The sequence below is a fragment of the Streptococcus sp. S784/96/1 genome (assembly GCF_902729355.1).
Classification (GTDB): Bacteria; Bacillota; Bacilli; order Lactobacillales; family Streptococcaceae; genus Streptococcus; species Streptococcus caledonicus.
Genome location: NZ_CACVCC010000005.1, coordinates 31,341 through 51,158 on the forward strand (window position 1 = coordinate 31,341; position 19,818 = coordinate 51,158).

Here is a 19,818-nt window from a genome sequence, read left to right on the forward strand (position 1 = left end):
ATCAATGGCTTATAATTATAATCAACAACGTTCTGAAATTTTTGAAATGACAATGCTACCTGTCTTGTCATACAGTAGGGATGAGAGTGAGTGGGATTTTACGCAAAAGGAGCTCAGCATTTTAGCAAAAGACCTTGATACTCTAGAAGAAATTTATCAACTCTTTTTACCCTATCAAGAAAAACTGCGTAGCTATTATCTCATGGGTGCTGGCTGGTCATTCCTAACAACGTGCTATTTCTACCTACTCAACGAAGGTAAGGAGCCTTCTTCTATCGAAGAATTACATGACTTGGTTTTAGACCTTTCAGAAGAAGAGTTACATTATTGCTTACGACTTTTTTTAGTGGATGACTCCACTAGCCAGACTAAAAATAAAGATTATTGGGAAATCTTAGAGGAGAAATCCTTTAAACCTGAAGAAAAATGGCACATTTTAACCTTTAGTCAGCATTTAAAAGAGAATGCTACCAAAATGGTAGGACTGTCGCGTGAATTGGTCAATCTATACGCCCCTTATTTTGAAAAAGCTAGGATAGAACGAGAAACTTACGCTAAAAACTTGAATCTTGAAGCTGTTTTTAAAGATACGCAAGCTTTAAAAATGATTCAGGGAACCTTGCAGAAGGAATCGTTTGAACTCTATATTGTGAGCCCTTGGATTATTCGATTATCAGTGATTACATTGGAGCCTTTATTTGAGAAGTACAATAGTTTTCTTATTCTATCTTGTAAGATTGATGAGGTTCTCAATAGCCACAATGAATTAGATGAAGATAATTTCTCATCAGCCTTAAAAACATTGAGTGATTTAACACGTTACAAGGTTTTAGTTGCACTAACGCAGCCTCATGCTAAGAGTAAGGATATTGCTGAGGAGTTAGGAATTACCAGCGCAGCTGTTTCTTTCCATAGACAAAAATTGCAAAATGCCCAGCTTTTACTGTTTAATAGCAGTGAAAAACACACTAAATACGACCCAAACACTGAGTTAATTCAGGCGGTTGTTGATAAATTAAAAGACGACTTTAACTTAAAATAGTGAATAATGAGGAGATTTTTATGAACATTAAACATAATGACAATGGTTGGTATGATGAAACTGGCCGCAAATTGACTGAAGACAAAAAAGAAGTGTTGAAAAATCAAGTCAAGGATGAGCTTGATGGTGAGCTGAAAGATACAGGTTTTGAGGGTTGGATTAAGAAATTCATTAGTAAACAGTTTGATAAAACGTCAGGTGTGGTTCATGTTAACCAGGCTGAGGCTCAAGATACTGATGATGATAATGGAGAACTTGGCGGAAAACAGTCAGCTGATGAGGCCATTGATTTAGCCATCAACAGTCTAGATTTGGCTATAAGTGAGTTATCAGAGAGGTTGGAGAAATTAAAAGCTGAGCGTGATAAGCTTATCGCCAAACGTGATAGTTTGTAGTGTTAAGGGAGAGGATTTTTCTCCTATTTTTGATTTGTTCGGAAATAACGAACCTTTAAAAAAAATTTGAGGTAAAATTTGACAAAACAAAAACGAAAGGATAGAATATCTATGGAAGGGTGGGAAATCCACTTAGCGATGCTCTGTTTGTTGCTTGCAAAAACAGAGTTATAGGAAGGTCATCATAGTAAAGGCTACTCGGCTGGAGATGACTTTTGTGATACACAAAAAATCTTTTTTCAGTCCCAGTGGCAGAAAGAGGATTTTTATGTTTAATGATATGCCCGTTTTTGACTACGAAGATATTCAGTTGATTCCTAACAAATGTATCATCAATAGCCGCTCTGAGGCAGACACATCAGTCACTTTAGGAAAGCATACGTTTAAACTTCCTGTTGTCCCTGCTAATATGCAAACCATCATTGATGAGGATGTGGCGGAAATGCTAGCTAAGGATGGTTATTTCTACATTATGCACCGTTTTGATGAAGCGTCGCGCAAGCCATTTATCAAACGCATGCATGAGCAAGGGCTGATCGCCTCAATCTCAGTAGGTGTGAAAGACTATGAGTATGATTTTGTAACGAGTTTGAAAGATGATGTGCCAGAGTTTATCACGATTGATATTGCGCATGGTCACGCTGAGAGTGTTATTAAAATGATTAAACACATCAAGGCAGAGCTTCCAGAAACCTTTGTTATTGCAGGTAACGTTGGAACGCCTGAAGCTGTTCGTGAGTTGGAAAATGCTGGTGCAGATGCGACGAAAGTAGGTATTGGCCCTGGTAAGGTATGTATCACTAAGGTTAAGACTGGCTTTGGTACAGGTGGCTGGCAATTAGCGGCACTTCGCTGGTGTGCAAAAGCTGCGCGTAAGCCAATTATTGCAGACGGTGGTATCCGTACACATGGCGACATTGCTAAGTCAATCCGTTTTGGTGCTAGCATGGTCATGATTGGTTCTCTCTTTGCGGGTCACATTGAAAGCCCAGGTAAATTGATTGAAGTCGATGGCGAAACCTTCAAAGAATACTTTGGTTCTGCTTCAGAGTACCAAAAAGGTGAGCACAAAAATGTTGAAGGTAAGAAAATCCTCTTGCCAACAAAAGGCCATTTGAAAGATACTTTAATTGAGATGGAACAAGACCTTCAAAGCTCAATTTCGTATGCCGGTGGTCGTGATGTGGAAAGTTTGACACGTGTCAATTATGTTATCGTGAAAAACTCTATCTGGAATGGCGACTCTATTTAAATCTCTTGAAATTACCTTTTAAAATGATATAATAAGGAACAATAATAAACTTATTTATGTTGTGAATTGGCACAACGTTTCTACATGGCACCGTAATGTCTAACAATAAGTCTGCTTTGCTATCCTATAAAGGGAGAGATTTACTGTTTTATTCAGATTACGGAGGTGTTTACCATGTGTAAGCACCTCTTTGTATTTTACGGCTAATGATATTAAAAGGAGTTATGATGCAATTATTAGAAGACCGTATTTTAAAAGATGGAAATGTCCTAGGTGAAAATATTCTAAAAGTAGACTCTTTTTTAACCCATCAAGTTGATTACAAATTGATGAAGGAAATGGGGAAGGTATTTGCAGATGCTTACAAGGATTCTGGTATTACCAAGGTTGTAACCATTGAAGCTTCTGGCATTGCTCCAGCGGTTTATGTTGCAGAAGTTCTTGATGTGCCGATGATTTTTGCGAAAAAGCATAAAAACATTACCATGACAGAAGGTATTTTGACAGCAGAAGTTTATTCCTTTACTAAACAGGTTACAAGCACAGTTTCAATTGCTGGTAAGTTTCTCTCAGCTGATGATAAGGTACTTATCGTCGATGACTTTTTGGCAAATGGCCAAGCTGCTAAAGGGCTTATTGATATTATCCAGCAAGCAGGTGCAGAAGTTGTTGGTGTTGGGATTGTCATTGAGAAATCATTTCAAGATGGTCGTAGCCTTTTGGAAGAACAAGGTGTACGTGTGACTTCATTAGCTCGTATTGCTAAATTTGAAAATGGTCAGGTTGTTTTTGACCAAGCAGATGCTTAAAGAATAAAAAAGAGTTTTAAAAACAGAAAATGGCTTAGAGTGACGTTATCGAGAAACGTTGATTCTAAGCCATTTTATAGTGTTAAAATTTTTAGAGAAGCTCATCTTCATTCTTTTGAGGTTTTCATAAGATAAAGAAAATAGGGAGCGCCGATGAGTGAGACAACGAGCCCAGTTGGAATACCTGTTCCGACAAGGAAGACACGGCCAATAGTATCTGCAATCAAGAGGATAATCATGCCCATTAAGAAAGTTATGGGGAAAAGGATAAGGTGATTTCCTCCAACAAATCGTCTACTGATATGACCTGAAATCAATCCAATGAAGGTTATATTGCCAACAATAATCACGCTAAGGGAGGCAAGTGCTGTTGAGAGAAGGAGTGTTATCAACCGTTCTTTTTGAAGATTGAGCCCAAGTGTGGTAGCGGTTTGTTCGTTAAGGGTCATGATATTGAGAGAACGGCTACGGCTATAAGAGAGCCCCAAAAGTAAGATTAGGAAAGGACTAAGAAGTGCTAAGGTTTTCCAGTTATCGCCAGAAATCTGCCCACTGAGCCAATTGATGATGTAATCAACTTTGAAACGGTCAATATTTCCGATAATGGACACCATAAGTCCAGATAACATGATGGAAAGACCTACACCAGTGATAATGAGACGGATAGGATCAATATCATGATTTGGTTTTCGGCTAATAAAATAGACAATCATAACAGTTGCCAATGCTCCCAGCATAGCCATCAATGGTAAGAGCGCAATAAACTGGGGAGCTATCGTCTTAAAAATAGAAATGGCAAGGGCAATGATGAGCCCAGCGCCAGCATTTATGCCTAAAATCCCAGAATCGGCAAGAGGATTTCTAGTCAGTGTCTGCAATAATAGACCGGAGATAGCCAATGAAGCCCCTGCTATTAGAGCAGCAAGTATGCGAGGAAGACGGATATTTAAGATAATCAGTCTTGTTTTGGCGTCTGTTTGCCCTAGCAATGTTTTGATAACTGTTACTAAAGATAGATGACTACTCCCTAGAGATAGGGAGAGGAGGGCAAAAAAGAGTGTTACTAGGATTAAGAGAATGAAAATGCGTTTAAAGTGAGTGGATGTTTGACTCATAGTGACCTCCGTTTCATCAGCCATAAGAAGCAGGGCAGACCAACCAGTGAAACCATAGCACTTAGCGGAGTTTCATAGGGTGGATTGATGGTGCGACAGAGAAGGTCAATCCAAAGCATAAAGGTTGCCCCTAAAAAAGCAGTCATTGGCAGAATTTGCCGGTAATTATGAGGACAAAAGAATTTGACAATATGAGGAATAATCAGTCCAACAAAGGCAATAGTTCCAGCTAAAGCTACTGCAGAAGCAGATAATAAGATAACAAGACCTAACCAGAAGAGGGTCATGATAACAGTTTTTTGTCCAAGACTTTTTGCGACGGTCTCATTGAGACTAAGAATGGTTAGTTGGTGGGAGAAGAGCTGCGCTAAGATAAGGCTTACCAAGATGATAGGAGCGAGAATACTAAGCATTTTCCAATTGACAGCAACAAGTCCTCCAGATTGCCAGCCGATAATGGTAGTAGCAAGGTTGAAGGTGATGGTGAAAATCTGACCTAGTGCTGTAAAGAGGGCTGAAATCATTGTCCCTGCCAAAATCAACCGTAATTGATTGTAGCCTCTTTTGGGATCGTAAGAAAGTGCGAAAACCATAAGGGCAGCAAGTGTAGACCCTAGTAAACAAATCAGGACAATCCAAGTGTAATGAAGTTGTCCGAAAACGGCATAGGCTATCACTAAAGCAAGTCCAGCGCCAGCATTGATTCCTAAAAGACCAGGATCAGCGATTGGGTTTCGGGTAACGCCTTGTATGATAGCACCGGCTTGAGCAGTAGCAGCTCCGACCAAAAGACTGCCGATAATTCTAGGTAGTCGAATATCAATCATGACATCTTGAAGGTCAGAATTGGTAAAAGGCTGCCTAAAGGTTATTAGAAGATCTTGGTGTGAGAAATTGATAGCACCAAAGCGTAAGCTTGCGTAGCCTCCTAATAGTAGCAAGAGACTAGTGATGAAAAAAACAAGCCAAAAGAGATGTTTTGGCTTATTGAGTATTTTGTATAGAGAAATCATTTTTCTTTTCTATTGTTATTAGTCAGGAAAACTCTAGCGTTAGGCAAGTTCTGTGAAATGAAGGCATTATTTTTGTATTTTTGAGATTGCTTCGGTTAACACCTCTAGCTCATGTTCAAGGCTAATAGGATCTGTAAAGTAGAAAACATTAGCATCCACCTTAATGACATGATTTTTTTGTACTGCAGGGATATTTTTCCAAAGGTCACTTTCGTAGAGGCTAGCCCCTGTCTCTTCATTTTCAGCGGCTACAAGCACATAATCGCCAATGTAGTTTGGAAGAACTTCACGTGAGACTTCAAGGTAACCGGTAGGAAAGACTTCTTTTTCCACAGATTCAGGAGCTTGATAGCCAAAGGCTTGATAGATAATCTCACCGCCACGTCCCCAGTTATTCCCAAAGAGGTAAAATTGTTTTTCAAAAAGTCCCATAACGGTGAATGTGGCATCTTTTCCAGTGGCATCGTGAACAATCTTTTTGGCGTCGTTTACTTTTTTCTCCCAAGATGTTAACCATTTTTTTGCCTCATCTTCTTTTCCAAAAATTTGACCGAAATCAGTCATCATTTGGAGATAGTCATGTTTGCCATATTCAACAACGACAAGTGGGGCAATTTTTTCAAGCTGATCTAGGTTTTGTTCGGTTGAACCTACCACAATCACATCGGGTTCGGTAGCTGCTAGGGCCTCAAGGTCCGTCGGCAACATGATTTCGGCAGATTTAATAGCATCAGAGAAGACAGGGTTTTTCTGATCATAGGTTGTTGCTGCTACGATATTGAAACCAAGTTTGAGCAAATAACCAGTATAAGATGACGCCATGCTTGCGACACGTTTTGGACTTTCAGGAACCTCACCACGGTAGCTGATACCTTCGATGTTAGGCATTTTAGAAATAGCAGAGCTACTTGATTGTGACTGCTCAGCCTTTTCTTTAGATGATGTTGAACAAGCAACAAGAACAAAGATAGCCATGAGGCTAAGTAAGAGTGATAATGTTTTTTTCATAGGATTTCCTTTTCTAATAGATGATAGGTAAGTAAAATAGGACGCTGACTGTCTGGGTCAGAAACGATATGAGATTTAATGTTAAAAATCTCTTCTAAAATAGCTGCTGTCATCACCTTTTCGGGTGGTCCCTGGTGTTTGATTGTCCCATCTTTCATAGCAATCAAATGATCAGAGAAACGAGAGGCCAAATTAAGATCATGTAGGACCATGATAATCGTTTTTTGATTATCGTGATTCAGTTTTTTGAGCAATTCTAAGACTTCCAACTGATGATTCATGTCTAGGTAAGTCGTTGGCTCATCTAGAAAAATCGTATCGGTATCTTGAGCAAGTGCCATAGCAATCCATACACGCTGACGTTGCCCACCAGACAAACTATCCACCTTTACATTGGCATAGCTAATCACTCCAGTAACTTCCATTGCCCAATAGATTTTTTCACGGTCTTCTGGCGTGAGGGTCCCCAGATATTTTTGATGAGGAAATCGGCCGTAAGAGACCAGTTCATAGACGGTAATGCCTTGCGTTGCTTCTAACACTTGGGGAAGGAGGGATATCTTTTTAGCGACTTCTTTAGTTGGCAGTTTTACGATTGACTGACCATCTAAAAAAATGTGTCCTGTATTTGTAGAAATAATACGGGTCAGTGCCTTAAGGAGTGTCGATTTTCCAGACCCATTGCTACCAATGATTGTTGTAATCGCTTGACTAGGCAATGCTAAATTCAGTTGATCAATGATAGGGCGCTGGTCGTAGGAAACAGAAATCTGTTTTGCCTCAATATGTGACATAATACTCCTTTCTGGTGGTTTTGAAAACAGAGATAGAGTTATTATACCATAATAAAAAGCTTTAGAAAGGCTTTTAAGTAGATTGGAATGGTTTCAAATAAGTTACCCTAAATAGCGTTTCGCGATCTCAAAATCACCTAAGTAAGCTGTTTTTTCACCGTTTACGATTTGATAAGCGTCGGCTCCTTTTCCAGCGACAATCACAGCATCGGTGCCGTTTTGTGTCAATTGCAGAGCTTCTTTGATAGCAGTTTCACGGTCAATAATAATCGTGACAGGGCGGTTGATATGCTCAGCAATTTCTTGAGAAATAGCCATAGGGTCTTCAATGTTTGGGTCGTCAGCTGTCAAAATCACTTGTAAATGAGGATGTTTATTAATCACCCGACCAAAATCGGCACGACGACTTTCTCCTTTATTACCAGGCGCTCCGAGAATCAAGTGAAGGGTTCCTTTTTGGTGTTCTTCAACGACAGAAAGAAGTTTTTCAAGACTATCGCCATTATGTGCGTAATCAACAAATACCTTAGCCCCATTTGACTGGGTTAAAACTTCCATACGTCCAGGAACAGTTGTAGTGGCAATTCCTCTTCGGATATCTTCTAAGCTAGCTCCCAAGCGTAAGCTTGCTAGTCCAGCAGCGACAGCATTTTCTTGATTGAAATGACCAATCAGTTGAATATCGTAGTGTCCAGATAATTGACCATTAAGGTTAAAGCTAAAGGCTTGACTGTCTAGAATGGTATTTTCAGAGTGAGAACCATAGAAATCATGAGGAGTGTTTTCAACTTGCTCTTTGACAATCTCAAAGTGATCCATGTCACTGTTGACGATAACTGCTCTGCTATTTTCCATCAAGAGACGCTTGTGATAAAAGTAATCGGCAAAGTTAGGATGTTCAATCGGACCAATATGGTCGGGACTAATGTTGAGAAAGACACCAACATCGAATGTCAGTCCATAAACACGGTCGACTAGGTAGGCTTGGCTAGAGACTTCCATAACAAGATGAGTCATGCCGTTATCAACCGCTTGTCGCATCATACGAAACAAGTCAAGGTTTTCAGGTGTTGAGAATTGAGATTTGAAGAAGGATTTACCATTGTCCAAAGTGGTATTCATAGTAGAAAGTAGGGCGGTTTGGTTGCTTTGCTTTAGAATATTAAAGGCAAAATAGGCTGCTGTTGTCTTTCCTTTTGTTCCTGTAAAAGCAAGGAGTTTTAGTTGATTTTGAGGATAATCATAGAATGCCATGCCGATAAGGCTCATAGCCTTTTTGACATCAGAGACAATGATAGCAGGAATACCAACTTCGTAATCAATTTCAGAAATATAGCATTTTAAACCTTTTAGCACAGCTTGTTCCAAAAATTCGCGTTTAAATGCTGCGCCCTTAGCAAAGAAAAGGGTTGAGGCATCAACATCGCGACTGTCATAACTAACCTTTGCAAAGGTTAAATCTGTTAGGTGGTAATGAAAAGTTCCATCAATGCTAACTTCATGGAAGTTATGGTCTTCTTTGAGAATGGTAAGAGTTTGTTCAATTGTAATCATACCTCTATTTTAGACCTAATGTTCATAATTTACAAGTAGCAGGTAAAAGTTTATAATAGGAAGCAAAACAAGTACAGAAATGAGAACGATATGTCAGAAACACATCAATCAAAAGTTGACAACCAGCAATCGAAAATGGTTCGAGGGATGGCATGGTTGACAGCAGGTAATTTTATTAGTCGCTTGATTGGAGTTGTTTATGTGATTCCTTGGATGGCGTGGTTAGGACCTCATGCGGATGCTGCCAATGGTTTATGGGGAATGGGCTATAACATTTACTCTATTTTTTTGTCCATTTCCACAGTTGGGATTCCAGTTGCGATTGCTAAACAAATTGCCAAATACAATGCGATTGGAAAAATAGAGACGGGCTACTATCTGGTTAGAGAATTTCTTAAACTCATGCTGTTAATGGGAGCATTCTTTGCTGGAGTGATGTATTTTGCTGCTCCGCTTTTAGCTAAGTTATCGGGCTCTGAGGTTGATTTAATTCCCGTTATGAGGAGTTTGTCTTGGGCGGTGCTATTTTTCCCAGTGATGAGTGTTCTAAGAGGTGTATTTCAAGGGACTAATAATTTGCGTCCTTATGCAACAAGCCAAGTGGTGGAGCAGATTCTTCGTGTGATTTGGATTTTGTTGACGACTTTCTATATCATGACATTTGGTTCAGGTGATTATAAAGTAGCTGTTGTTCAATCTACCTTTGCGGCGTTTATCGGAATGTTAGGAAGTCTTGCTGTATTGATTTTCAGCCTTCATCGTGAAGGAATTTTGATGAAGATTCTGACGGCGAAAAAAAGCGAGGAAAAAACAGACACCCTATCTTTAGTGATTGAAACCACAAAGGAGGCTATTCCATTTATTGTCGTTGGTACAGCCTTTCAAACCTATCAATTACTTGATCAGATGACCTTTATAAACACCATGTCTCTTTTTACCTCTACGACAAAAGAAACCCTTTTAACCTTGTATGCTTACATGTATTCTAATCCTAATAAAATTATTATGATTATTATTGGGGTGACGGTTTCGATGGGGTCTGTGTCTATTCCGCTGATTACGGAAAATTTTGTTAAGAAGGACAAGAAAGCGACTGCGAGTCTTATTTTGAATAATTTACAGATGCTTACGATTTTCTTGGTGCCAGCCGTGTTTGGGTCAATTATTCTAGCTCGTCCTCTCTATACGGTCTTTTATCCAGCTCCTAAGGGGTTGGCCATTCAGCTTTTCATTGTTAACCTTTTACAGATTTTTGCCATGGGATTCTATGCTCTGTTTGGACCGGTTATTCAGGCCTTATTTGAAACGCGTAAAGCCATGCTGTATTTCCTTTATGGTTTTCTTGTGAAGCTTGTTCTTCAAGTGCCTTTTATCTGGCTGTTCGGTGCCTATGGTCCCTTATTTACAACCATTATCGGTCTATGCGTATCGACTTATCTAATGTCTAAGAAGGTTTATGACATGATTCATTTTAATTGGAAAAGATTTGTCAAAAATACGCTTCTTATTTTAATTATGACAGCTATTATGGCCCTTGTTGTTGGTGGCGTTGAATTAGCTTTGGTGCGAGTATTGCCTGTCATTGGTAAGGTGAGTAGTCTGATTCATCTTATTGTTGGTGGAGGAATAGGTGTGCTCGTCTATGGTTATCTTGCATTGTTAACCAATCAAGCAGATAAATTGATTGGTAACGGTCGTGCGGAGAGCTTCCGTCGTAAATTGAAAATTGCCTCTAGAAGTTAGGAGTGCCCTAACTTCTTTTTGCTATAGTTTGAAACTATATCTATATCTGTTTACAAACTAACGCTAGAGACTTGTTTTCATGGTAAAATGGAGAATAGGAGATAAAATGAGGAGATATAATATTATGGTGAAAAAACTGAAAATTGATACGATTTTAGCCCATTCGGGTATCAACTCAGATGAGGCAACGGGAGCTTTAGTGGCACCAATTCATTTTTCAACCACTTACCAGCACCCTGAATTTGGAAAATCGACTGGCTTTGACTACACCAGAACTAAAAATCCAACACGGGCGACTTTGGAAGAAACGTTGGCTGCTATTGAAAAAGCAGATTACGCGATTGCGACAAGCTCTGGTATGAGTGCGGTTGTTTTGGCGATGGAAATCTTCCCAGTAGGAAGCAAGGTAGTGGCTGCGCGTGATTTATACGGGGGCTCTTTCCGCTGGTTCAATCAACAAGAAGCTCAAGGGCGTTTTCAATTCACCTACACCAATAACGATGAGGAAATGATTACGGCGATTTCTGATGAGACTGACATTGTCTATATTGAAACGCCAACCAACCCTCTCATGGTAGAATTTGATATTGCAAAAATTGCCAAGGTAGCTCATGCACATGGGGCTAAAGTGATTGTGGATAATACCTTTTACAGTCCGATTTACCAAAACCCAATTCCATTAGGGGCTGATATTGTGGTGCATTCAGCGACCAAATATATTGCAGGCCACAATGATGTTTTAGCTGGTGTTGTGGTAACGAGTGATAAGGGAATGTATGATAAGCTCTATTATAACCTTAATACTGGTGGGCCGGTTCTTTCACCGTTTGATAGTTATATGGTCATGCGTGGTTTGAAGACCTTGAAGTTACGCATGGAAAAAGCAACCGAAAATGCTCAGAAACTAGCGGCAGCCTTGTCTCAGAATTCTGCTATTAAGGAAGTTCTTTACACTGGTAAAGGTGGCATGATTTCAATCAAGGTAGTAGATGACAGCAAGATTCCAACGATTTTGAATAGCCTTGAGATTTTTACCTTTGCAGAGAGCTTGGGCGGTGTTGAAAGTTTAATCACTTATCCAACGACCCAAACGCACGCCGATATTCCAGCAGAGGTGCGAGCAAGTTATGGCTTGACCGATGATTTGCTTCGTTTGTCTATCGGGATTGAAGATGCCGAAGATTTGATTGCGGACTTAGAGCAGGCATTGAATCGTTAGGAGGCGCGTATGACTTACCATTTTACAGAATTTCCAGATCGTACCTTGTCCAATGCTTATAAATGGCAAAAAGCTGCCGCTGATAAGGACTTGATTCCCTTGTGGATTGCGGATATGGACTTTATCACCTTTCCAGAAATGACAGCTGCGCTGGAGGCATTTGCAAAGCAAGGAATCTATGGCTACGATGGACCAAAGGATAGTCTTTACCAAGCCATTTTAGACTGGGAAGAAACGCAGCATGGTTACAAGGTTACAAAAGAAGATGTGGTTCTCATCGAAGGGGTCGTTCCTGCTATCTCAGTAGCTATTCAGGCTTTCACCAAAGAAGATGAGGCAGTTCTTATCAATACGCCAGTCTATCCTCCTTTTGCACGCACGGTGACCCTTAATAATCGTCGGTTAATCAACAATTCCTTAGTAGAGAAAGATGGGCACTTTGAGCTGGATTTCGTTCAGCTTGAAAAACACATTATTGACAATGACGTCAAGCTATATGTCTTTTGCAGTCCTCATAATCCAGGAGGCCGTGTTTGGACAGCAGGAGAACTACTGCGGGTTGGGCAAATTTGCCAAAAACATGGGGTTATTTTAGTATCTGATGAAATTCATCAAGATTTAACACTTTTTGGACATCAGCACCATTCTTTCAATACGGTTTCACCTGACTTTAAAGAGTTTACGATTATCCTAAGCTCTGCGACAAAGACCTTCAATATTGCGGGAACGAAAAATTCCTTTGCCATCATTGAAAATGAAGACCTGCGCAAGCTTTTCCAAAAACGTCAGTTAGCCAATAACCAGCACGAGGTGTCAAGTCTTGGATTATTGGCAACCGAAGTAGCTCTGCGAGAAGGATTGCCTTGGTTGAATGAGCTAAAAACAGTCTTGGAGACTAATGTCAACGTGGTTTGTGATGCCTTAGCTCAAACGAAAATTAAAGTTATGAAACCAGAAGGGACCTACTTGATGTGGCTAGATTTCTCCGAAACAGGACTTTCTCATGAGGAAGTGGCAGAAATCTTAGACAAAAAGGCGAAACTCCAACTCAACGATGGACTGACCTTTGGTAGAGAAGGAAAAAATCATTTCCGTTTAAACGCAGCAGCACCAACAACATTGATTGCAGAAGCCTGCGAACGTTTGGTGAATACTTTTGGGTGAGGATAAATCAAAGAGTCTGGGATTATTATCCCAGACTCTTTCGAAATCCAACAAAAGAACTGTTCAATTGGAAGTTCTTTTAAAATCAATTAGTTTTTATTTAGTATTTTTGTTAGCACTTCTCCTAATGTTGTGTGGGGCGGAAGCGACCTCCTGCAGAGTTCCATTCCTTCTTGGCAAGCCTAGGTCTTGCCAAACACTTCACACTAAAACTTATTAGTTTTAGTGTTATCACCACTGCGGAAAGTGCTAGTTGTGGCGACTTCGTTACTCGTAATGATTGCAGAAAATATCAGAAATAAGATATTATAAAACAACCATATGTTGAAGGGGAATTCATTGTGACTGAGACAATTTATCTTAAACGAGTTTACTATTTTAAAGCTAAAACACTATAACATATCAAGGTTGATAATATTGCTCTATTTCATTTTCAAGACTGGCGACTAAGTGATTTTCCTCGGTCAACTTCAAAAGAGCGACTCCTTTTTTTATCATTTCCTCGTCTTTTTGACAAATGCCAAGACGAACCTGAGCGAAGCCTAAACAATCAAATCGTTTCAATTTTTGAGCAATTTCCAATGCCCAAAGAGCAATAGCTTTAGCTTCCTTAATACGGTAATTTCTTAAATAAATAGTTGATAGATTCATCAGAATGCTAAATTGGTAATAGTTAGTTTCTCTATAATCAGAATATTTTTTGAGATTTTCAAGTATTTTTTGAGTATTTATTTCAATATTCTCAAAGCTAAAATGATAAAGAATAGTTGATAGCAGTTTTAAGTCGTTAAAATACCAGACATCTTGCTTTTCAATCTCATTCCAAATATCTTGGGTTATCTGATTCAGTTGGGGATTAGTAAAAAAATCTTGGGATTTTCCTAGTAGTAGATTTACTTTTAGTATTTTATAGATACGTTCAATGGGGGTGTCGTGCTCCTTTTGGAGATACTCATCGCAGAGCGATACAAGTTTTTCTAGGTCGCTTGTTAAAGAAATACCAGATAAATTTGAGAGTTGGTTGATGATTGTTTGACGCTGATTGGGCTGGTAGTAGTTACAAATGTATTCAAATTCATCTAACCCCATGTCGATTTGTCGGAGTAGAAACATCATGGTATCGAACTGAGGAATAACTTTTCCGCTTTCAATTCGTGCTAAAGTTGAACGGGCAAAAACATCTTGGCAGACTTCTTCCTGGGTTAATCCTTTTGATTTTCTAATATATTGATAAACTTTACCATAATCCCAGCGCATAAATAACTCCTTTTTAAAAAATGTTACTAAAGGCTACATTTTGTGCAAATCATATTTCATATTGTATCATAAAGTCAAAAAGGAAAACAGATATGAAAAACAAAAAGTTCCAATTTGTCGTTTTATTGCTAGTTTTGTTTGCCATTTTAGGTGAAGAAATAGGGATTCCTTGGTGGCCACCGTTTCCATAATACAGCTGATTAATCACATAATGTAGAAAGAAAGGTGAGTCCCATGAGCTAAGATTCTAAATGTTAATTAAAATTTTCATAACAGTACTATTACCGTTATCACTAAGAGTATCTTAAGAAAGGTGTGTTAAATATGAAAAATGTGAAAACTTATATTTGTGCAGGTGCATTGTTGTTAATGGTAGGGACAAATGTAGCAAGTGCCTATGGAATTGGAGAATTTTCCAATTTCAGAATTACAACTGCCTATGTTAGGACTGGTTATATAAGTAAAGAAAATGCAGGGGCTGAGTACATCATGAATTTAAATCCTAGTCTTAATCTTTATCCAATGACTGTAAAGCATCGTTTAGTAAATTCGAATGGAGAAGATCGTAGCGGTACATCATTGACAACCTGTGGAACTCGATCAACACATGGGAATTGGGCAACAGCGGGATATGTTTATGCTGCAGATATGGCAAGACAGAACTGGTGGGATGGCGCAGCAGCTATAACAGGAAGTTGGTCGCCAAACTAATACTTGAGAGGTTCGGTACTTTTATGAAAATTAATTTTTTGAACCTAGTAAGACATAAGTTTTTATATTTCTTACTAGGTTTAGTTTTTATCTTATTAGTCTATCGTGATTATATTACTACTTATTTATTTTTTGACGTCAATGCACCTGATTTAGCTAATTTTGACGGAACAGCTATAAAAAATGAATTATTACGTTCTAATCTAGATATAAATGTTTTACTATTCAATGTAGGATTTTATCAGTCCTTTCTTCTGCCAATTATTATTTCTTTACTGGGATTTAATTATGTTACTCTGAAAACTAAATTTATAAAATTATCAATTGGCAAGAACGATTGTTATTTTAAATTTCGGAAGCACCTTTCTTGGCAATTAGCAAGTCTTCCAGTTCTACTGTATCTAATAATTGTTGGCATTGTTGTAATCATTACCATGCAGGCAGGAACTTTTCAATTATCTGGTAAAGAGCACTTGCTGTCAGAAACAAGTGTTTTACGCTATTTCTTGAATAGTGATTTAATTCTGTTTATATTTTCAATCATTTTGGTTTGTGTGGCTATTTTTGTGAATAGTTTATTTCTGTTTAAAATAATAGATGTTTTACAAAATCCAATAAAATCTGCGATTGATTACCTCATGTTTATTTGGCTTGGATCCATAATTCTATATCATTTCATGCCTTTTTATTTAGTTCCTATGACGACTTTTATGATAACTAGTTATGGGAATCTAGATATCCAAACTCTGCTTTTACCCTATTGCTTATATATGTGTGGCTATGCTATTTTAAAAAAATATGAAGATGAGATTTAAATTTACTAAGAGTTGCTTCCGAAAAATAATTGTCTTAATGGTAAGAGCGACTCTTCTTTCCATATTAACGTGGCTGTTGTTAAAAAGAGTCTCTGAGAATTTTAGTCATATTATTGATTTTCGGACTTTTTTTGAAAATGAATTACTTTCTCTGCTTACCTATGATGAGTTTGGAAGAAGTCAGTTAGATATTTCGAAAATGTTGACCACAAGCTCTATATTTTTAGTTGGTTGTCTATCATCTTTAATGTTTGTCTGGGAATTGTTAAACTCTTATCGAGCACTTATCCTTTACAAATCACAATCTTACATATGTTTTACTCAAAAACGGATATTGTTGGTTGCTTTATTTTATCTACAAGATTTAATAGTTTGGCTGGTGGGATTGCTTCCTTTATATTTCTATTTTAAAAATACTGAATTTTTCATTCTCCTAGGAAGGTTAATGATGATTTATTTGATTTTTATAACTTTGATTGCTCTAATCAGTAAAAATTCAACGATAGCTTTTTTACTATTTTTTGTTTTACTAATTTTTCAAAAGTTGATAATCTCTAGTGCTCTGATAAGTTGTTTAGGAGGTGCTGTTCTCATAGTGATACTGGGGAGTGGTATCTTAGAAAAATATCTAGAAAAGGATGGTATGTGATGTTAGAAATAAAAAAAGGGTATAAGTGCTATTATAAACAGAGTATTTTAAATAACGTAAACTTACGTTTTGAACCTCAAAATATTTATGGCTTAAAAGGTGATAATGGTTCTGGAAAGACTGTTTTACTCAAGCTCTTAGCGGGGATTATCCGCCTTGATAGAGGGGATGTATTTCAAAATGGGATTAGTTATGGTAAAAATTTAAAATACATTCAAAATGCTGGAATTGTTATTGAAAAGGTGGAATTTTTATCTTACCTTACATTAAAAGAGAATCTGGAGTTGTTAAAATTTCTTTCACCTAATATTACGAATGATGATATTGATTACTGGATTGATTATTATAATCTGTATGACTTTGAAAATATAAAATATAATCATCTTTCATTGGGGACACAGCAGAAAATGGGGCTAATTCAGGCATTTATACACAAACCAGATGTTCTTCTTCTAGACGAACCGATGAATGCTTTGGATGAGAAGAGTGTTTTGTTAACTAAGAAAGTTATTTTGTCTTATAGAGATAAAAAGAAAGGTTTAGTTATCTTGACTTCGCATATTTCAGAAAATATCACAGACTTGTGTAATGAGATATTTTTATTAGAAGAGGGAGAGGTTAAAGTGGTTAAAGAATAGTTGCTCACTCCCCGAATATTTCATAGAAGTGTCACAAGACATTCAATTAGAGTCAAATTAAAATGTTCCTTTATTGAAAATCGCCTATTTGGTGATTTTTTTGTTATAATGTGGAAAAAGCTGGAGGTACTCCCATGGAAGTAAGGAAGATTAGCCTAGAGGATAAAAATGCGTTTCAGAGATTTGAAGAAGCCATGTTGAGGGATAAGCAAATCAATCCTTTTGTGGAATGGTGGGAGACTGTTAATTTTGAAAACTATGTTGCAGATAGTGACAGCTCTGAGAATAAAAAAAGATGGTCAATCTTGGTCAACTTTTACTCGTTATTTTGCCTTTGATAAGGGAGATATTCTTGGGATGCTGATTTGTTTTTGGGAAATTGAGCATCCTGATTGTCAAAAATTAGGGCATTTAGGTTATATGGTAGCCCCAGCTTTTAGGAAACAAGGTGTGGCTTTTGAGCTAGTTCAATATGGACTTGAACGCTATCGTGAAAAAGGAATTTCTAGTATTTATATTGCCATGGATGAGAAAAATGTGGCTAGTCGTAAAATAGCTGAAAAAGCTGGTGGAAGACTATTAGGGACTTTTGATATTGATTTTCAAGGGAGACAGCTAAAATCAGTTAGATATGAGGTAGAGCTATGATTGAAATAAGAAGATTAGAAGAAACTGACGAGAAAAGTTTTCGTCAATTTCAAGAAATTTTATTAGCAGAAAAAGCAGCAGGGAATGATTTTGTTGAAACGAAAAAAGTGGAAAATTTTTCAGCCTTTCTTGCAAAATGCCGTCAAAATGAAGTAGATACTGGTAATCCAGACTGGGCGACTTCAACGAATTTTTATTACTTTTTGAATGGCGAGATTGTGGCACGTATTGGTTGCCGTTGGGAATTGAAAGGTGACTTAGCTCGCGTTGGTGGTCATATTGGCTACGTGACAAGGACGGATTTTCGTGGCCGTGGTATCATGGCAGAACTAGTAACCTTCGCCCTAAAAGAATATGCCAGACGTGGTATCACAGAGGTGCTCATTACGGCGCGTGAGGACAATATCCCTAGTAGAAAAACGATTGAACATTTTGAAGCGAGGCTGGATGGTTTTGTTGAGGATAATGGTCATCGTTATGCTAGGTATTGGGTGAAGACAGGAGAATAAGATAGGATGGGAAAAACGACCTTTATTTGGGATTTTGATGGGACTTTGGTAGAATCGTATGAAGCTATTGAAGACGTTTTAACCCTGTTGTATCAGGTTTACGATTTTCCGTTTAATCGTGATTTTGTGATGTCCTATGTCATTGAAACGTCAATCGGTCAGCTCTTAAGAGACTTGTCTCAAGAGCATAATATTTCCTTTGACGAATTGCTCAGCTTTTTTAATAAAGAGCAAGAAGCTCGTGACCATATGATTTCACTCATGCCTGGGGCCAAAGCGGTGCTAGAACAGACTGCTGAGATGGAAATTCAGCATTTTATCTATACCCATAAAGGCGCCTCCACAGGAGCAGTGCTCAAAAATTTGGGAATAGATGCCTATTTTACAGAGGTTATCACATCTGCCAATGGATTCAAGCGTAAACCAGATCCAGAAGCTGTAACCTACTTGATGGAAAAATATCAGTTAGATAAAGCCAACACCTACTACATTGGGGATCGTCGTTTAGATGCTGAAGTTGCTATAAATGCTGGTATCAAGTCTATCAATTTACGAGAACCAGCGTCAGCTTTGAACCAAAAAATCAAGCAACTCAGTGACTTACTAGCCCTTTTTATGATAAAATAGACCACATGGTTAAATCTTATAGTAAAAATGCAAATCACAATATGCGACGTCCAGTTGTAAAAGAGGATGTTGTCCATTACATGCGGACAAAGCAAAAACAAAATGAAGGTCATTTAGCTGAGCTAGAAGCCTTTGCTCGTCAAGAAAACATCCCGATTATTCAGCATGAAGTTGTTGCTTATTTTCGTTTACTTATGCAAACCTTGCAACCGAAAAATATCCTTGAAATTGGGACAGCAATCGGTTTTTCCGCTCTTTTGATGGCAGAATATGCCCCAGATGCTAAAATCACCACGATTGATCGCAACGAAGAAATGATTGCCTTTGCAAAGGAAAATTTTGCAAAATATGACACGCGTCAGCAAATTACCTTAGTTGAAGGAGATGCAGTTGACATGCTCGCAACGCTTGATGACGACTTTGATTTTGTATTCATGGATTCAGCAAAGTCTAAATACGTTGTCTTTCTGCCTGAAGTTCTCAAGCGCCTGAAAGTTGGTGGCGTCATCATTTTTGATGATATTTTCCAAGGGGGCGATATTGCAAAGCCGATTCAAGAAGTTCGTCGTGGGCAAAGGACCATTTACCGTGGTTTACATCGTCTATTTGAACAGACATTGAACCACCCAGATTTAACAGCTAGTCTCATTCCACTTAGTGATGGTCTATTGATGTTACGCAAAAATGCAGAGCATATTGGACTTGATTAAGTTATTTTTTAGAAAATATGATATAATAAAAAAGTTAATGAAATTATAGAGAAAGAATGAGTGTTTTGGAAAAAAGCAGAGCAAGATTCTGATTTTCCGATGTCAAATAGCATTTGAACTGTTTGACGCTCATGGTATTTTATAAA

Annotated in this window: 21 protein-coding genes and 1 riboswitch; of the genes, 15 read left to right on the forward strand and 6 right to left on the reverse strand. The window is 38.1% G+C overall.

The genetic code is table 11. The annotated features are described in order from the left end of the window. The first annotated feature begins 4 nt into the window (after positions 1–4). The 4 genes from GZ996_RS02635 to GZ996_RS02650 all read left to right on the forward strand — a co-directional run bounded on the left by GZ996_RS02635 (position 5) and on the right by GZ996_RS02650 (position 3,498). Positions 5–1,042, forward strand: coding sequence for an ArsR/SmtB family transcription factor (locus tag GZ996_RS02635; protein WP_156806073.1), 1,038 nt, complete (start codon positions 5–7; stop codon positions 1,040–1,042). A gap of 20 nt (positions 1,043–1,062) precedes the next feature. Then, positions 1,063–1,437, forward strand: a complete 375-nt coding sequence (locus tag GZ996_RS02640) for a hypothetical protein (RefSeq protein WP_162011273.1) — start codon at positions 1,063–1,065, stop codon at positions 1,435–1,437. A gap of 268 nt (positions 1,438–1,705) precedes the next feature. Next, complete coding sequence (gene guaC / locus GZ996_RS02645) at positions 1,706–2,689, forward strand: GMP reductase (RefSeq protein ID WP_156806075.1); 984 nt, start codon at positions 1,706–1,708, stop codon at positions 2,687–2,689. A 30-nt stretch (positions 2,690–2,719) separates the two neighbouring features. Beyond that, a riboswitch (purine riboswitch) is annotated at positions 2,720–2,815 on the forward strand. A 101-nt stretch (positions 2,816–2,916) separates the two neighbouring features. Further along, positions 2,917–3,498, forward strand: a complete 582-nt coding sequence (locus GZ996_RS02650) for a xanthine phosphoribosyltransferase (protein ID WP_161978668.1) — start codon at positions 2,917–2,919, stop codon at positions 3,496–3,498. 107 nt (positions 3,499–3,605) lie between these two features. Here GZ996_RS02650 and GZ996_RS02655 read toward each other — a convergent pair whose 3' ends face one another. From GZ996_RS02655 to GZ996_RS02675, 5 genes are all read right to left on the reverse strand, one after another. Beyond that, a complete protein-coding gene (locus GZ996_RS02655; protein ID WP_156806077.1) occupies positions 3,606–4,613 on the reverse strand; it encodes a FecCD family ABC transporter permease in 1,008 nt (335 codons plus the stop codon). After that, positions 4,610–5,626 carry a FecCD family ABC transporter permease gene (locus GZ996_RS02660; protein ID WP_162011274.1) on the reverse strand — a complete coding sequence of 339 codons (1,017 nt, stop codon included), beginning with the start codon at positions 5,624–5,626 and terminating at the stop codon, positions 4,610–4,612. The genes GZ996_RS02655 and GZ996_RS02660 overlap by 4 nt, the downstream gene beginning before the upstream one ends. Before the next feature lie 66 nt (positions 5,627–5,692). Then, a complete protein-coding gene (locus GZ996_RS02665) occupies positions 5,693–6,634 on the reverse strand; it encodes an iron-hydroxamate ABC transporter substrate-binding protein (protein ID WP_156806079.1) in 942 nt (313 codons plus the stop codon). Continuing rightward, on the reverse strand, positions 6,631–7,428 hold the full coding sequence (locus tag GZ996_RS02670; RefSeq protein ID WP_161980493.1) for an ABC transporter ATP-binding protein: 798 nt from the start codon (positions 7,426–7,428) through the stop codon (positions 6,631–6,633). Before GZ996_RS02670 ends, GZ996_RS02665 begins: the two co-directional genes overlap by 4 nt. 102 nt (positions 7,429–7,530) lie before the next feature. Then, positions 7,531–8,982 carry a UDP-N-acetylmuramoyl-L-alanyl-D-glutamate--L-lysine ligase gene (locus GZ996_RS02675; RefSeq protein WP_162011275.1) on the reverse strand — a complete coding sequence of 484 codons (1,452 nt, stop codon included), beginning with the start codon at positions 8,980–8,982 and terminating at the stop codon, positions 7,531–7,533. Positions 8,983–9,072: 90 nt separating this feature from the next. On the opposite strand from GZ996_RS02675, the gene GZ996_RS02680 reads away from it, so the two are divergent. The 3 genes from GZ996_RS02680 to GZ996_RS02690 all read left to right on the forward strand — a co-directional run bounded on the left by GZ996_RS02680 (position 9,073) and on the right by GZ996_RS02690 (position 13,108). Beyond that, positions 9,073–10,725 (forward strand): putative polysaccharide biosynthesis protein, encoded by a 1,653-nt coding sequence (locus GZ996_RS02680; protein ID WP_162011276.1) that lies wholly within the window; start codon positions 9,073–9,075, stop codon positions 10,723–10,725. Positions 10,726–10,849: 124 nt separating this feature from the next. Further along, on the forward strand, positions 10,850–11,944 hold the full coding sequence (locus GZ996_RS02685; RefSeq protein WP_156806083.1) for a cystathionine gamma-synthase: 1,095 nt from the start codon (positions 10,850–10,852) through the stop codon (positions 11,942–11,944). Between the two features lie 9 nt (positions 11,945–11,953). Beyond that, positions 11,954–13,108, forward strand: a complete 1,155-nt coding sequence (locus GZ996_RS02690) for a MalY/PatB family protein (RefSeq protein WP_162011277.1) — start codon at positions 11,954–11,956, stop codon at positions 13,106–13,108. A 402-nt stretch (positions 13,109–13,510) separates the two neighbouring features. Here GZ996_RS02690 and GZ996_RS02695 read toward each other — a convergent pair whose 3' ends face one another. Then, positions 13,511–14,365 carry a helix-turn-helix domain-containing protein gene (locus tag GZ996_RS02695; protein ID WP_161978660.1) on the reverse strand — a complete coding sequence of 285 codons (855 nt, stop codon included), beginning with the start codon at positions 14,363–14,365 and terminating at the stop codon, positions 13,511–13,513. A 369-nt stretch (positions 14,366–14,734) separates the two neighbouring features. Between GZ996_RS02695 and GZ996_RS02700 the strand changes: the two genes are divergently transcribed. The 8 genes from GZ996_RS02700 to GZ996_RS02735 all read left to right on the forward strand — a co-directional run bounded on the left by GZ996_RS02700 (position 14,735) and on the right by GZ996_RS02735 (position 19,672). Then, positions 14,735–15,076, forward strand: coding sequence for a hypothetical protein (locus GZ996_RS02700; RefSeq protein WP_156806148.1), 342 nt, complete (start codon positions 14,735–14,737; stop codon positions 15,074–15,076). A gap of 23 nt (positions 15,077–15,099) precedes the next feature. Continuing rightward, on the forward strand, positions 15,100–15,891 hold the full coding sequence (locus GZ996_RS02705; protein WP_156806085.1) for a hypothetical protein: 792 nt from the start codon (positions 15,100–15,102) through the stop codon (positions 15,889–15,891). Positions 15,892–15,928: 37 nt separating this feature from the next. After that, positions 15,929–16,540, forward strand: a complete 612-nt coding sequence (locus GZ996_RS02710; protein WP_162011278.1) for a hypothetical protein — start codon at positions 15,929–15,931, stop codon at positions 16,538–16,540. Further along, positions 16,537–17,178 (forward strand): ABC transporter ATP-binding protein, encoded by a 642-nt coding sequence (locus GZ996_RS02715; protein WP_156806086.1) that lies wholly within the window; start codon positions 16,537–16,539, stop codon positions 17,176–17,178. Before GZ996_RS02710 ends, GZ996_RS02715 begins: the two co-directional genes overlap by 4 nt. 258 nt (positions 17,179–17,436) lie before the next feature. Next, entirely contained in the window at positions 17,437–17,826 is a 390-nt protein-coding gene (locus GZ996_RS02720) for a GNAT family N-acetyltransferase (RefSeq protein ID WP_238386383.1), read from the forward strand. Continuing rightward, positions 17,823–18,335 (forward strand): GNAT family N-acetyltransferase, encoded by a 513-nt coding sequence (locus GZ996_RS02725; protein WP_161980501.1) that lies wholly within the window; start codon positions 17,823–17,825, stop codon positions 18,333–18,335. The genes GZ996_RS02720 and GZ996_RS02725 overlap by 4 nt, the downstream gene beginning before the upstream one ends. A 6-nt stretch (positions 18,336–18,341) precedes the next feature. Beyond that, positions 18,342–18,962: an HAD-IA family hydrolase gene (locus GZ996_RS02730; protein WP_162011280.1), complete on the forward strand. Its 621-nt coding sequence runs from the start codon at positions 18,342–18,344 to the stop codon at positions 18,960–18,962. Positions 18,963–18,967: 5 nt separating this feature from the next. Then, on the forward strand, positions 18,968–19,672 hold the full coding sequence (locus GZ996_RS02735) for an O-methyltransferase (RefSeq protein WP_161978655.1): 705 nt from the start codon (positions 18,968–18,970) through the stop codon (positions 19,670–19,672). The last annotated feature ends 146 nt before the right edge of the window (positions 19,673–19,818 follow it).